Below are 14,230 nucleotides of genomic sequence, written 5' to 3'. Positions count from 1 at the left end.
GCAGTGGTCCTGAACATGTCTCTCGGGGGGCCTGGCCGGTACACCCCGTGTTCTGGAACACTTGCCTGATGCGAGAGCGCCGTGTGGGCCGAGGGGCCCTGCCTGCGCGGATCGTCGCCGGGGCAGCCGGAGCGGCTGCCCTGGTGGTGGCCGTGCCCCCCGCCCACGCCCAGGAAGAGGGCGGCGGGGAAGTGGTGTGCGACCTGCACGACCCCCGCCTGGCGAGTCCCTCGGGCATCGTCGCCGCACCCGACGGCGACGGCTGGTACATCGTCTCCTCCGCCGACAACCAGGACGGCACCTTGTCGATCATGCGGGTCGGCGGCGACTGCAACCCTCGCGATGCCGATGAGGTCTTCATCGACCACCAGCCGCGCGACCCGCAGGCGCTGGCGTTCGACCCCGACGGCTTCCTCTGGGTCGGCGACACCGGCAGTGCGACCGAACGCGACTGGATCACCGTCAACCAGATCTCGCTCGAAGACTTCGGCAACAACGTCGCCTACCGCTACGTCTTCCCCGACGCGCCCGAAGCGGTCGAGACGTTCCTGATCCCGGACGCCTCGGACAAGAAGCCGCTGTTCTTCTCCGCCGCAGACGGCGAGACCAACCTCTACTACCCGTCGGGCGAGAACCAGACCGAGAACACGCCGCTGGAGAGCGCCGGCACCGTCGCGCTCTCCGAGGGCGGCACGGTCACCGGTGCGGCGCTCAACGCCGACGCGTCGAAGGTCGCGCTGCGAACCGAGAGCGCCGTCTACGAGTGGACCGTCGACGGCGATGTGATCACGACCCTGACCGAGGGCACGCCGGTGGTCACCCCGATCACCGCCGCGGGCGACGCGCAGGGCCTCGCCTACGACGCCGAAGGCAACTTCGTCACCCTGGACTCCGCCGATGGCGACGGCACCGTCGGCACCCTCACCAGCTACGCCCCGGCCGCTCCAGCGGCCGAGGAGCCCGCCGCAAGCGAGGAGGCCTCCGGCGGCGGGGCCGAGGAGGAGGGGCCGTCGCTGGTCGACCGGATCCTCTCCCTGGGCGTCGGCACCATCGTGAAGATCCTGGCCGCGATCGCGATCCTCGGCATGGCCTCGATGGTCTTCGGCATCATCATCATCCGCAAGTACCGCAAGCAGAACGGCGGCGACGAAGAGGACGACACCGAGCTGGGCTTCGCCCGCGAGGAGTCGGGCTTCGGCAAGGACCGCGGCGACGCGTTCGACGACGACCCGGTTGACCTCGGCCTCGACTCCGGCCAGCCCGACCCGGACCTGGGCCAGATCGCCCGCGGCGGCGTCTACGGCGGCGTCCGCTCCGAGCCTTCGGGCAATGTGTACGGCGCGGGGCCGGCCCGGTCCGACAACGTCTACGGTGCGAGTCCGGCCCGCCCCGAGTCCACCGGCTCGGTCTACGGCGGTTCGCGCCCTGAGCCTTCGGGCAACGTCTACGGCGCCCGCCCGCAGACCCCGCCCGCCGGGCAGGGCGGCGTGTACGGCGCCGCCCGCGAGGAACCCCAGTACGGCGCGTTCGAGCGCGGCGGTCAGGGCAGCGTTTACGACAACGCCGGCCCGGGCCAGAGCTTCGGTGCCCGTTCCGAGCCCTCAGGGAACGTCTACGGGGCCCGCCCGGCCGCGCCGGCTCCTGGGCGGGGGAACACCTACGGCGCCCCTCAGGGCGGCGTCTACGGGGCCGGAAACAACGAAGGGACCCCGGAGCCGGAGGACGGCTTCTGGGCCCCGCCTGAGAACGGCACGACGTACGGCCGAGGGCGCTGAAAGCGGCTGCGGCGCCCGGAGCAGCGCGTTAGCGCACTGCTCCCGGGCGCAGCGGTACTACCGCAGCCCGCAGGCCGCGGTGCTAGATCTTCCGGAGGACGGCGACGACGCGCCCGAGGATCTCGGCCTCGGTGGCGTCGATCGGGTCGTACAGGGAGTTCGCGGGGAGCAGCCACGGCTTGCCGTTCTTGCGCTTCCAGGTCTTCACGGTGGCTTCACCGTCGATCATCGCGGCCACGATCTCGCCGTTCAGAGCGTCGGGCTGCTGGCGCACCACGACCCAGTCGCCGTCGGTGATGGCCGCTTCGACCATCGAGTCGCCCTTGACGCGCAGGAGGAAGTGCACGCCTTCGCCGACGAACTCGGCCGGCAGGGGCATGACGTCGTAGTCGCGCTCCTCGGCCAGGATCGGCTGCCCGGCGGCGATCTCGCCGACCATCGGCACGTACCGCGGCCGGGGGTGCTGCGAGCAGGTCTGGACGCCGCCCGGGGTGGACTGGCGGACCCCGACCGCGCGCGGCCGGCCGGCCAGGCGGTTGAGGTAGCCCTTCCGTTCGAGCTGCTTCATCTGATAGGCGACCGACGAGGCCGAGGCGAGCCCGACTTCGGCGCCGATCTCCCGGACGCTGGGCGGGTACCCCTTGTTGTTGATGAACTCCTCGATGTACTCGAGGACTTGCTGCTGCCGACGCGTGAGCTTGCGCGTTTTCGGTCGGGCTGTTGTGGTCTCGCTAGCCACAGGAGGCTCCCGTTAGACAAATGGGACGGTATGTCTGATTCCGACAATGTAACTCAGGTGCTGTGTCAAGTCAAACATTCGTGCGACACCGGCGTGTCGCCGCGCTGCTCTGAGTGTGTTTTGGCCCAGGTTCACCCGTACGGGTGAACGAGAGCCCGGCGACCGCTGGTTCAGTGGAGCCCGCCCCCGAACTCCGCCGTCGTCCAGCGACGCATCTGCGCTATTCTTGACACAAGATCTTGTGGTTTGTTGTATCGTCTCTCACTAGGTGTTGGGGTTTCCGCACCTACCGCAGCGGCGAGGGGCAGACTGTCCCTCCCGGCGCGGCACCCGGCACGGCACGTCGCGATGGAACCCTCAGCACCGCCGAGACGTACCAATCTACGGCTCGCGGATGCCGCCGAAGCCGGCGAGACGATGGCTTACGTAAGGAGACTATCGATGCGTTGCCCGTACTGTCGCCATCCCGACAGCCGCGTAGTCGATTCCCGCGAGGCCGAGGACGGGAAGATCATCCGCCGCCGCCGGGTCTGCCAGCAGTGCGAGAAGCGCTTCACCACCGTCGAGGAGTCCATCCTCGCAGTCGTCAAGCGCAGCGGCGCGACCGAGCCCTTCAGCCGCGGGAAGGTCGCCTCCGGCGTCCTCAAGGCCTGCCAGGGCCGCCCGGTCGACGCCGACGACGTGGCCAAGCTGGCCCAGGCCGTCGAAGACGAGATCCGCTCCAAGGGCGTGGCCGAGGTCCCCGCCCACGAAGTGGGCCTGGCGATCCTCAAGCCGCTCCGCCGGCTCGACGAGGTCGCCTACCTCCGCTTCGCCAGCGTCTACCAGGACTTCGAATCCCTCGAGGACTTCGAGGCCGCCATCGCGCAACTGCGCGAAGAGCACGCCGCCCGCAACAGCACCGGCTGAGCCGGCGGCCGCACCCCCACAGCAACGACACCCATCCGATTCCCATGACCAGGCATGAGCAGACAGGGGCGAGGAACATGCCGAAGACCACGAAAGCCACAGCCACCGCGACGAAGCCGCCGAAGACCGACGGCCTCAAAGTCGAGCGCGTCTTCACGACGCCGGGAGTGCACCCGTACGACGAAGTCAAGTGGGAGTCCCGCGACGTCGTCATGACGAACTGGCGCGACGGCTCGATCAACTTCGAGCAGCGCGGCGTCGAGTTCCCCGAGTTCTGGAGCATCAACGCCACCCAGATCGTCACCTCGAAGTACTTCCGCGGCGCCGTCGGCACCCCGCAGCGCGAAAGCAGCCTCAAGCAGGTCATCGACCGCGTCGTGCAGGCCTACCAGGCCGCCGGCGAGAAGCACGGCTACTTCGCCACCGCCGAGGACGCCCAGATCTTCGCCGACGAGCTCACCTGGCTCCTCCTCCACCAGTACTTCAGCTTCAACTCGCCCGTCTGGTTCAACGTCGGAACCGCTGCGCCGCAGCAGGTCTCCGCGTGCTTCATCCTCAGCGTCGACGACACGATGGAGTCGATCCTCGACTGGTACAAGGAAGAGGGGATGATCTTCAAGGGCGGCTCCGGCGCCGGGATCAACCTCTCCCGCATCCGGTCCTCCGCGGAACTGCTCTCCTCCGGCGGCAACGCCTCCGGCCCGATCAGCTTCATGCGCGGCGCCGACGCCTCTGCGGGCACGATCAAGTCCGGCGGCGCGACCCGCCGGGCCGCCAAGATGGTCATCCTCGACGTCGACCACCCCGATGTCGAGGCGTTCATCGACACGAAGGCCCGCGAGGAGGACAAGATCCGCGCCCTGCGCGACGCCGGCTTCGACGTCGACCTCGGCGGCGAGGACATGTTCTCGGTCCAGTACCAGAACGCCAACAACTCGGTGCGCGTCACCGACGAGTTCATGAAGGCGTACGAGCAGGGCACTGATTACCCGCTCATCGCCCGCACGACCGGCGAGGAGATCTCGCGCCGCGACGCCCGCGAGATCTTCCGCAAGATGGCCCAAGCCGCTTGGGATTGCGCCGATCCCGGCATCCAGTACGACGGCACGATCCAGGACTGGCACACGTCGCCCAAATCCGGACGAATCAGTGCCTCTAACCCCTGTTCCGAGTACCTCCACCTGGACGACTCGTCGTGCAACCTCGCGAGTCTGAACCTCATGAAGTTCCTCGGCGAAGACGGGTCGTTCGACGTCGAGCGGTTCGTGAAGACCGTGGAGTTCGTCATCACCGCCATGGAGATCTCGATCTCGTTCGCGGACTTCCCGACCGAGAAGATCGGGCAGACCACCCGCGACTTCCGCCAGCTCGGCATCGGCTACTCGAACCTGGGCGCGCTGCTCATGGCCTCGGGCCACGCTTATGACTCCGAGGACGGCCGGGCCCTGGCCGCCGCGATCACCGCGTTGATGACCGGCGTCTCCTACCGCCGTTCCGCGGAACTCGCGGGCGTCGTCGGCCCTTACGCCGGGTACGAGCTCAACGCCGAACCGCACCAGCGGGTCATGCACAAGCACGCCGCCGCCGCGGACGAGGTCCGCACCTTCGGCGATGTGGACGCCACCGTCCTGGACGCCGCCAAGGCCGAATGGGCCAAGGGCAACGAGATCGGCGCCGTCAACGGCTGGCGCAACGCGCAGGCCTCGGTACTCGCCCCCACCGGCACCATCTCGTTCATGATGGACTGCGACACCACGGGCATCGAGCCCGACCTCGCGCTCGTCAAGCACAAGAAGCTCGTCGGCGGCGGTTCGATGGAGATCGTCAACCAGACCGTGCCGCGCGCGCTGGCGAACCTCGGGTACGGCGAGGAGCAGCGCGAGGAGATCGTCGAGTACATCGCCGAGCACGGCTATGTCGTCGGCGCCCCGCATCTGGCCGAGGCGCACTACCCGGTGTTCGACTGCGCCATGGGCGAGCGGTCGATCTCGCCGATGGGGCATGTCAACATGATGGCCGCTGTGCAGCCGTTCCTGAGCGGGTCGGTCTCCAAGACCGTCAACCTGCCCGAGACGGCCACCGTCGAGGACATCGAAGAGGTGTACTTCCAGGGATGGAAGCTCGGCCTCAAGGCCCTCGCGGTGTACCGCGACAACTGCAAGGTCGGCCAGCCGCTCTCCGCGAAGAAGAAGGAGATCGACAAGGCCGTCGAGGAAGCCGTGGAGAAGGTCGTCGAGACCGTCGCAGCCCACGGGCCGGTCCGCCGGAAGCTTCCCAAGAAGCGCCCGTCGCAGACCATCTCGTTCAGCGTGGGTGGCGCGGAGGGGTACATGACCTCCTCGTCCTACCCGGACGACGGGCTCGGCGAGGTCTTCCTGAAGATGTCGAAGCAGGGCTCGACCCTCGCGGGCGTCATGGACGCGCTGTCGGTGTCGATCTCGATCGCGCTGCAGTACGGTGTGCCGCTTGAGAAGTACGTCGAGAAGTTCACCAACATGCGCTTCGAGCCCGCGGGGATGACCGACGACCCGGACATCCGCATGGCCTCGTCGCTGGTGGACTACATCTTCCGGCGCCTCGCGCTGGACTACCTGCCGTACGAGGACCGCGCGGCGCTCGGCATCCTCACCACCGCCGAGCGCACCGCCGAGGTCAACGGCGAAGACCCCGCGAAGGTCCACGAGGTCGACCTCGAGGCGCTGCGCGCCTCGGCGCCGATCGAGGAGGCCGTCACGGAGCGGGTGCAGATCGAGACGAAGAAGTCCCGCCAGGACATCCTCAACTCGGCCCAGGCCCGCAGCGCCGACGCGCCGCTGTGCATGAACTGCGGCACGAAGATGCGCCCGGCCGGCTCCTGCTACGCCTGCGAAGGCTGCGGCGCCACGAGCGGCTGCAGCTAGCGAACGGAGATCGAAGCGGGGCCGGGAGTGCGACTCCCGGCCCCGCTTCGCCGTTGCCCGCCGCGCGCTTCGCCGGGCACCGAAAGTTTTGATCGCGCAGCGTAAGTGCCTCAAAACAGATCAAGACGGGTCGAAGCCGCTCGATACGTCGGTCATAGACTCGGCGCTATGCAGAACGTCCCCCCGGCCGCATCGGTCCGGATCGACCCCGGGGCCGCCGCGGCAAGTCTCAGCAGTTCGACCGGAGTGCCCCTCGCCTCCGGTGCCGCCTTCGCGGTCTACCGCCTCGGCCGATCCTCGTTCAACGCCGCCGTCGTCCGCCGTATCGAGGGCAGGTTCGTCGTCGTCGCCGAGCGCTCCGAGCCGATCGGCGGCGCCGAGTTCGACGGCCTGATCCTGGCCTACCTTTCAGGCCGCCATCCCGACGCCGGCGTCCGCCTCTGGTCCCGCATCGCCGACCCGGCCGAACCGGCCGACCGGCAGCTGCGCGCGCAGCTGCTGGAGAAGATCACGCAGGCGCGCGAGCAGTTGTCCGGAAGCGACTTCACGGTGATCACGCTGCCCGCGGCGGACATCAAGATGCCGTTGACGCGCGAGGAGTTCGAGTCGCGCGTCGAGGAGCTGGTCGTGACGACCGCGGACGTCATGGAGGAGACCCTCGCCGAGGCGGGCGTCCACCCCGCCGAGCTCGCGGGCCTGCTCATGGCGGGCGGCGCGTCCCGCACGCCGCTCGCGGCCATGACGCTGCGCCGCCGGTTCGGCCTCGAACCGGTGCTCGCCGCGCCGCAGGCGAAGGTCCTCGCCGCCGAGGCGCCGCCCGTGGCGACGCGGGAGCTGCCGTTCGTCGAGGAGCAGGAGCCGCCGAAGCGTCGCGGAGGCCAGAAGCGCGCGGTGGTGGTGGCCGCCGCACTGCTGGTCGTCGTCGGCGCGGGCGCCGCGTTCGGATCCCAGCTCGGCGACGGGGAGTCCACTGAGGATGACGCTGCCATCGATGAGAGCGCGTCCGCCGCAACGACTTCAGAAACGAGCGCGACTGCCTCCCCGGAAGTGAGCGAGTCGCCGTCGGAGGCGAGCCCGAGCCCGTCGGAGTCGCCCACCCCGGAGGAGACCGTGGAGGACACCGAGGACCAGGGCGCGGACGAGGACCCGACCGAGGACTCGCAGCCGACGACCGAGAGTGCGCCGACCGGTTCCGTGCCGGACGTGATGGGCCTGTCCACCGCCGAGGCGGCCCAGGCCGTGGAGCAGGCCGGCTTCGCGGGCGTCGAGCAGTCGGGGGAGGAGCGCGGCGTCTTCGACTGGTCGCACGAGGACTGCGAGGTCATCGGGCAGTCGCCCGAGCCCGGGACGACCCAGGCGCTGTCCGAGGAGGTCGCGGTGACGTTCTCGTACACCGGCGAGGCGAGCGAGTGCGACGTCTAGGGGTGTTGGAGCAGCCCCGCCGGCCGCTATCCGGCCCATTCGCCCGCTCGCTGCGTTGTCGGGGCCTTCGCATACAACACCGGTATGCGAAGGCCCCTCCGTCTTGCGACCGAACGAATGGACTCGGATACCGACTCGCCGGGACTGCTCCAACACCCCTAGCGCTTGTCCGTAGAGTTTCCAGCACGATCGTGCTATTTTTAGGTCGTGCGCAAAGGCGAAATGACGAGGCAGGCGATCCTCGACGAAGCGGTCCGGATGGCCCGCTACTCGGGGCTCTCCGGGCTGACCATCGGCTCGCTGGCCGCGGCGGCGGACATGTCGAAATCGGGCCTGTACGCCCACTTCAAGTCGAAGGAGGCGCTCCAGCTGGCCTGCATGGAGCGCAACGGCGAGCAGTTCATCGACGAGGTGATCCGGCCCGCGCTCGCGAAGCCGCGGGGGATCACCCGCCTGCAGGCCATCGTCGAGTACTGGATGCAGTGGTACTCGCATCCGGGCGGCTGCCTGTTCCTGGCGGCCGCGGCCGAGTTCGACGACCTGCCGGGGCCGCTGCACGACTTCATGGCCTCGGAGCAGCGCGAACTGCTCGAGTCCCTCGCCCGGATCGCCTCCACGGCGGTCGCTCAGGGCGAGTTCCCCGAAGACACCGACGTCTTCCAGGTGGCGCAGGAGGTGTTCGGCATCCTGTTGTCCTACAACTGGATGAGCCGCATCCTGTCCTATCCCGACGCCGCCGACCGCGCGTGGACGGCGTTCAACCGACTGCTCGACAGTCTCCAGAGTTAACCAGGAAGGTCCGCGCTCATGGCGTCCACTGCCCCCGTGGCGAAGAAGAAAAGCACGACCGTTCGTGCTCCTTGGTATGTGCGCTCCGGTTTCACCGCCGCCGAGCGCATGGCTCCCATGCGGGCCGCGAAGGTCCTGTGCGAGCTGTGGTTCCGGCTCCCGGCCGGCCCGGAGAAGCGCCTGCGCGGCGAGGCTCCCGCCGGTGCGCACGTGTTCGAGCTCGAATGCCTCGGCTCGAACCTGTGGGGCTACGACTGGGGCGAGGGTCCCCTCGTGTACCTCGTGCACGGCTGGGGCGGCTCCACCGGCGACTTCAAGTTCATCGCGGCGAACCTGGTGGCCTCCGGCTTCCGCGTCGTCGCGTTCGACGCGCCGAGCCACGGCAACGCCGGGGCCGGGCCCTGGGGCGAGCGGCACGCGAACGGCCTGCACCTCATCGAGGCGATGAACGTGGTCCTGGAGAAGTTCGGCACGCCCTACGGCGTGGTGGCCCACTCGATGGGCGCGCTCAGCTCGGTGCACGGGCTGCTCCAGAGCGGCGTCGACACGGCCGAGGTGCGGTTCGCGATGCTCGCGCCGTTCATCGGCGGCCAGGAGGGCTTCCGCGACACGATCGGCGCGATCGTGCCGGTCGGACCCCGCATCTTCGAGCGGCTCGTGCCGCTCGGGGAGGCCAAGTCCGGGGTCAAGCTCGACGACTTCTCACTGCGCGGCGTCGAGCTCGACGCGCCGGTGCTCATCGTGCACGACCAGGGCGACCGGCCCAACCCGTTCCGCCACGGCAAGGCCCTCGCGGACGCATGGCCGAACGCCGAACTCATGGCGACCACGGGCCTGGGCCACCGCAAGGTCCTGATGAACCCGGCGGTCGTCTTCCGGGTCAGGGACTTCTTGAAGGGGCACCGCTTGAAAGGCGAGTAGGCGGTACGAGCAAAGGCCGGGTCCATCGGACCCGGCCTTTCCCGTTGCGTCTTAACCCTCGTAGTGGACCGTCAGGCGCGTCCACGCGCCGATGTTGATGTAGGTCCCGTCGGTCACCGGGAACTCCACGTTCGGCGCCAGCGGCTCGTCGGAGCCGTTGAGGAACGTGCCGTTCGAGGAGCCGACGTCCATGATCGTCCAGGAGCCGTCGGGCTTGGAGAACAGCTTCGCGTGCTGCGCGCTCACGCCCGGGTCGGCCACGTCGCCGGACAGGTCGATGTCCGGGGTGACGCCGCGCTTGGCGCTGTAGCGGCCGATCGTGAGGTCCGGCTTGTCGAGCGGGAACCGGCGCGGCTTCGCGAACGACGGGTACTGCAGCTGCGAGGCCCCGTCAGAGGCCGCGACCTTGTTGAAGTAGCCCTGGTCGGCGGTGACGGCGACACCCCAGCGGGTGGCCGCCTGGCCGGGCGGGGCGTAGTTCGAGGCGAGGTCGCTCGGCTGCGCGTCCGGCATGGAGAACCCGCCGGTCGCCGTTGCGGGCGGCGCGGAGGTCGGGGCGCCGAACGGCGCGGCCGGGACGCCCGGAGGCGGTCCGGGCGGGGCCGAGGTCGGCGCGGCGCCGTACGCCTGCTGCGCGTAAGGGTCCTGGCCGTAGCCCTGCTGCGGCTGCCCGTAGGGGTCCTGCTGCTGGGGCTGGCCGTACGGGTCCTGCTGCCCGTAACCGGGCTGCTGACCGTAAGGGTCCTGCTGCTGCGGCTGGCCGTATGGGTCCTGCTGGCCGTACCCCTGCTGCGGCTGCCCGTAAGGGTCCTGCTGCGGCTGGGACGGCTGCCCGTACGGGTCCTGGCCGTACCCCTGCTGCGGCTGCTGCTGGCCGTAAGGGTCCTGCTGCCCGTAGCCCTGCTGAGGCTGAGCGTAAGGGTCCTGCGGCTGCGAGGGCTGCCCGTAGGGGTCCTGCTGGCCGTAGCCCTGCTGCGGCTGCCCGTAGGGGTCCTGCTGCTGGGGCTGGCCGTACGGGTCCTGCTGGCCGTAACCGGGCTGCTGACCGTAAGGGTCCTGCTGCTGCGGCTGGCCGTAAGGGTCGTTCGGGGCGTAGCCCTGGCCGAAGGCCGGCGACTGCGGGGGCTGGCCTTGCTGCCACGCCGGGTTGGGCGTTCCGCACTGCTCGCAGAACTGGGCTTGCGGGAAGGCCCCGCAGGCGCACTGGTACCCGCCCGGCTGTGGGGCACCGCCGTAGGTCGGCTGGTAGGTCAAGGTCGTCCCCCTCCAAGCATTTGGGTGTACTCGGCCTCGCTGACGACACCAGGCGGCGCGGCGGACCCGTCGCCCTGGTTCGTTGCGTCCTGGCCGGCATGCTCCTGCGCATGACCGTCCGCTTGGACCGAACCGGGGGATTCGAGTTCCACCACCGCGACACTGATGTTGTCGTGCCCGCCGTTGGCGAGCGCTTGTCGTGTCAACGCTACCGCCTTGTCGCCAACGCTGCCGTCCGGCAGTGGCAGAAGGTCGTGATCGTCATTGAAATAGCGCGACAGACCATCGCTGCACACTACGACATGGCCCCCGCCCAATTCCACCCGGAGGAGGTTCGGGTTGAGGCTCGGCGCGTCCGCGCCGAGCCACGCGAGCAGGGCTTTGGCGTACGGATTCTTGTACCGCTCGTCCGCCGGATCGACCCCCTGGTACTCCAGGCGGGCCTGGATCGTGTCGTCCACCGTGAGGCATCTCGCCTCCTTCTCGCCGGCCCAGTACGCTCGCGAATCGCCCACCCAGCACAGGATCGCCTGGTTCCCCTCGATCACGGCCGAGACGTACGTGGAGGACGGCGGCGAGTTCGGGTACTGCTTCCCGACCGCGGCCACCGCCGAGTGGGCCGCGCCCACCCCGCGGCGCGACGCGTCCTCCGCGGTGAGGCCTTCGCCGAGCGCCGCGCGGATCTCCGTCACCGCCGCTTCCACTCCTGCGAGTGACGCCCGCTCGGAGTCGGACGCGCCCGAGACGCCGTCGCAGACGACCGCGATCTTGCGCCCGTCGTCGGCGACCGCGATCGCGATCGAGTCCTGGTTGTAGTGGTGCCGGTGGCCCACGTCGGTCGCCGCGCCGATGCCGGGCAGCTGGAACGAGGTGTGGTCGTCGGAGCCGCCCGGGTGGTCGGTGTTCTCCTCGGCGGCGACGGAGGAGAGCCACGGGGCCTCCTCGGCCGGGACCGCGAACTCCTCCAGGTCGCCGCCGCAATCCTCGCAGTAGCGACCGATGTCGGCGGGGAGACCGCAAGCGGTGCAACGCTTCGCGGCGCCCAGAGTGGGTGAGGGCTGCATAGGGCTCCTTCGCTACAGCATCGTGCGGGGGCGGTGTTCGTTCGCCAGGTCGAAGTAGTACACCTGGTCCTCCCTGCGGGTGCAGGCGTGGGCGAGGTCACGGTAGGTCCGCTCCAGCGCCAGGCGCAGCTCGCGCTCCTCCGGCTGCGCGCCGAACACGCGCGGCTCGTGCGCGGGCCCGGTGCGCAGCACCGTGTCCAGCGCCAGGTGGAGGATGCGGGTCGACACGAGGTGCCGGCGCCGCGGCTCGAGCTTCAGCTCGTCGAGCCGCCCGGCCATGTGGTGCAGGTCGAGCAGCGACGGCGGCGACGTGCGCGAGTGCAGCGCGGTCTGGATCGCCGCGGTCTGCGCAATCCCGTACTGCGCCGAGGTCTTCGGGACCTGGTGCAGCGTCGAGATCGCCTCCGTCGAGTTGCCCTCCAGGTCGAGCAGGCGCGCCCGGCCGTACGCGGCCGAGACGAACCGGTGGTCGCAGGTCCAGATCCGCGTGTAGTGCGGCAGGGCGAGGTCGCGCCGGCCGGCCATCTCCGCGCACGCCGCCAGCGCCAGGCGCGGGGCCAGCTCTCCGGGGAGGTGCGAGTAGACCGCGTCGAAATGCGCTGCGGCCGTGTGGAAGTCGGCTGCGAGCAGCGAGATCGTGCCGCGCAGCCACGTGACCTGCCAGGTGTTGCCCTCGCGCTGCGCGAACTGGTCGAGCGCGGCGTTGGCCTGGTGCAGGTCCCCGGCGTTGACGAGCGTGCGCACGCGCCGCAGCTGCACCTCGGGGCTCTGCACGGGTGCGGCGTTGAGCTCGGCGAGGATGCCGGCGGCGTCGGTGGCCTGCAGCGTGGCCATGAACGCGGCCATCGGGTCGGCGAGGTCGACCATCGGCGTGGGCAGGGCGTGCGCGACGTCGAACGGGTCGCCCACGGCGTGGATGTCGTACTCCACGTCGGGTTCGCCGAACACGGCCTGCTCGCCGCTGAACAGGGTCGACGGCTCGAACCGCGGCTCGCCCTTCTGCACCGACTGCACTTCGTGGAGGACGCCGCGCACCTGGGTGCGCATCTCGTCGGCGTCCTGGAACCGCGAGCGCGGCTCGGCGTTCGTGGCCCGCAGCAGCAGCCGGTGGAACGACCCGAACTCGTTGAACACGGGCGCTTCGGCGGCCGGGGGCAGCTTGTCGCGGTAGGTGCTGGTGAAGCCTTTGAAGTCGAGCGCGAGCACGGCCATCGAGCGGCCGATCGTGTACAGGTCCGAGGTCACGGACGGGCCCACGGAGAGGATCTCGTCGTTCGGCACCGAGTACCCGGGGGTGCCGTAGATCGCCGACTCCATGTCCTCGACGTGGCGCACCGCGCCGAGGTCGATGAGCTTGAGCCAGGTCTCGACGTGGATCATGTTGTCCGGCTTGAAGTCGCAGAACAAGAGGCCCCGGTCGTGCAGGTAGCTGAACGCGGGCAGCAGCTCGGCGGTGTAGGTGAGCACCTGCTCCAGGGGCAGCGGGTGGCGCTCGCCGTTCTCGTCGACCGCGTCCCTGATGTCCCGCAGTGACTTCCCGGCCAGGTACTCCATGACGATGTAGGACTGGAGCTGGCCCGAGCGCGGGTCGGCGGCGGTCACGAAGTCGTGGATGTCGACGACGTTGGGGTGGTCGATGCCGACGAGGAAGCGCCGCTCGTTGATCGCGGCCTCGATCGCGTCCTCGTCGGAGGTGTTGATGAGGCCCTTGATGACGACCCAGCGCTGGGTCAGGTCGTCGGCGAAGTTCTTGTCGTTGGCGAGGTAGATCCAGCCGAGGCCGCCGTGGGCGATCGCGCCGAGCACCTCGTAGCGGTCGGAGAGGATGTCGCCGGGGCTGAGCGCGGGCGTGAACCAGTACCGGGTGCGGCAGTGCGCGCAGTAGCCCTCGACGCGGCCCGCGCGCCCGGCCTGGGGCCGGCCCACGGGCTTGCCGCAGGAGGAGCAGAACCGCTTGTGCTCGGGCACCTGCGGGTGCTCCATGACCGCTTCGGCGGGGTCGCGGGGCGGCACTGGCGGCATGTCGGAGAGGCCGCCGCGCTGGCGGGCGCTCGTTGTGGTGGAGCGGGTGACGGGGCCGGTGATCGGCTGCGGCAGCGGCGCGGCGGGGGCCCGGTAGGGGGCCGGGGGCGGGGAGTGCACGACGCCGGCGGGCACCATGCCCTGCGTGCCGGGCTGCGGCAGCGGCGGTGAGATCGGGGGTGCGACGGGCACGTGCATCGGCGGCGCCGAGTTCGGCGCGAGGGGTGCGGCCATGGGCTGCGGCGGGACCGCGTTGGTCCCGGGCGGGCCGAGGGGCGCGGGCGCGAAGCCCGGCTGGGGCGGCACCGCGGGCGGCGTGTTGAGCCGCTTGCGGATGCTGACGGTGTCGGTGGCCTCGTCCTCGGGCTGGTACGCGCCCGGAAGGTACCGCTGGGTGTGCTCTGGAGGCGGCTGCTGGTCGCTCATGTCGCTTCC

The 14,230-nt window shown here is 69.9% G+C and carries 10 protein-coding genes; 6 read left to right on the top strand and 4 right to left on the bottom strand.

Annotated features, from left to right (window positions below; genetic code table 11):
• Positions 1-68: 68 nt before the first annotated feature.
• Complete coding sequence (locus AB0I03_RS03065; RefSeq protein WP_360405463.1) at positions 69-1,775, top strand: hypothetical protein; 1,707 nt, start codon at positions 69-71, stop codon at positions 1,773-1,775.
• An 82-nt stretch (positions 1,776-1,857) separates the two neighbouring features.
• Here the strand turns inward: AB0I03_RS03065 and lexA are convergent, their stop codons facing one another.
• Positions 1,858-2,514, bottom strand: a complete 657-nt coding sequence (lexA, locus tag AB0I03_RS03060) for a transcriptional repressor LexA (protein ID WP_205324876.1) — start codon at positions 2,512-2,514, stop codon at positions 1,858-1,860.
• Positions 2,515-2,955: 441 nt separating this feature from the next.
• On the opposite strand from lexA, the gene nrdR reads away from it, so the two are divergent.
• The 5 genes from nrdR to AB0I03_RS03035 all read left to right on the top strand — a co-directional run bounded on the left by nrdR (position 2,956) and on the right by AB0I03_RS03035 (position 9,455).
• Positions 2,956-3,423 carry a transcriptional regulator NrdR gene (gene nrdR / locus AB0I03_RS03055; RefSeq protein WP_360405459.1) on the top strand — a complete coding sequence of 156 codons (468 nt, stop codon included), beginning with the start codon at positions 2,956-2,958 and terminating at the stop codon, positions 3,421-3,423.
• A 77-nt stretch (positions 3,424-3,500) separates the two neighbouring features.
• Positions 3,501-6,323 carry a vitamin B12-dependent ribonucleotide reductase gene (locus tag AB0I03_RS03050; protein WP_360405456.1) on the top strand — a complete coding sequence of 941 codons (2,823 nt, stop codon included), beginning with the start codon at positions 3,501-3,503 and terminating at the stop codon, positions 6,321-6,323.
• Positions 6,324-6,491: 168 nt separating this feature from the next.
• Complete coding sequence (locus AB0I03_RS03045; protein ID WP_360405453.1) at positions 6,492-7,745, top strand: Hsp70 family protein; 1,254 nt, start codon at positions 6,492-6,494, stop codon at positions 7,743-7,745.
• Positions 7,746-7,952: 207 nt separating this feature from the next.
• Positions 7,953-8,534: a TetR/AcrR family transcriptional regulator gene (locus AB0I03_RS03040; RefSeq protein WP_360405450.1), complete on the top strand. Its 582-nt coding sequence runs from the start codon at positions 7,953-7,955 to the stop codon at positions 8,532-8,534.
• 36 nt (positions 8,535-8,570) lie between these two features.
• The gene (locus AB0I03_RS03035; RefSeq protein ID WP_360405447.1) at positions 8,571-9,455 is read left to right on the top strand and encodes an alpha/beta fold hydrolase; all 885 of its coding nucleotides are present in this window, start codon (positions 8,571-8,573) and stop codon (positions 9,453-9,455) included.
• A gap of 51 nt (positions 9,456-9,506) precedes the next feature.
• Here the strand turns inward: AB0I03_RS03035 and AB0I03_RS03030 are convergent, their stop codons facing one another.
• From AB0I03_RS03030 to AB0I03_RS03020, 3 genes are read right to left on the bottom strand one after another with little or no spacing between them, the layout of a single operon-like run.
• Complete coding sequence (locus AB0I03_RS03030) at positions 9,507-10,709, bottom strand: FHA domain-containing protein (protein ID WP_360405444.1); 1,203 nt, start codon at positions 10,707-10,709, stop codon at positions 9,507-9,509.
• A complete protein-coding gene (locus tag AB0I03_RS03025; RefSeq protein ID WP_360405441.1) occupies positions 10,706-11,773 on the bottom strand; it encodes a PP2C family serine/threonine-protein phosphatase in 1,068 nt (355 codons plus the stop codon). The genes AB0I03_RS03030 and AB0I03_RS03025 overlap by 4 nt, the downstream gene beginning before the upstream one ends.
• Positions 11,774-11,785: 12 nt before the next feature.
• Positions 11,786-14,221 (bottom strand): tetratricopeptide repeat protein, encoded by a 2,436-nt coding sequence (locus tag AB0I03_RS03020; protein ID WP_360405438.1) that lies wholly within the window; start codon positions 14,219-14,221, stop codon positions 11,786-11,788.
• Positions 14,222-14,230 lie beyond the last annotated feature (9 nt).

It is taken from the genome of Glycomyces sp. NPDC021274, from assembly GCF_040641195.1.
Lineage (GTDB): Bacteria > Actinomycetota > Actinomycetes > Mycobacteriales > Micromonosporaceae > Glycomyces.
Note: the sequence above shows the minus strand (reverse complement) of the source record. Positions and strands in the feature narration are given on the sequence as shown.

What these genes read in the sequence shown, in the direction of transcription:
- AB0I03_RS03065 (WP_360405463.1), top strand. Translation starts at nt 69, where the DNA reads ATGCGAGAGCGCCGTGTGGGCCGAGGGGCCCTGCCTGCGCGGATCGTC.
- nrdR (WP_360405459.1), top strand. Translation starts at nt 2,956, where the DNA reads ATGCGTTGCCCGTACTGTCGCCATCCCGACAGCCGCGTAGTCGATTCC.
- AB0I03_RS03050 (WP_360405456.1), top strand. Translation starts at nt 3,501, where the DNA reads ATGCCGAAGACCACGAAAGCCACAGCCACCGCGACGAAGCCGCCGAAG.
- AB0I03_RS03045 (WP_360405453.1), top strand. Translation starts at nt 6,492, where the DNA reads ATGCAGAACGTCCCCCCGGCCGCATCGGTCCGGATCGACCCCGGGGCC.
- AB0I03_RS03025 (WP_360405441.1), bottom strand. Translation starts at nt 11,773, where the DNA reads ATGCAGCCCTCACCCACTCTGGGCGCCGCGAAGCGTTGCACCGCTTGC.
- AB0I03_RS03020 (WP_360405438.1), bottom strand. Translation starts at nt 14,221, where the DNA reads ATGAGCGACCAGCAGCCGCCTCCAGAGCACACCCAGCGGTACCTTCCG.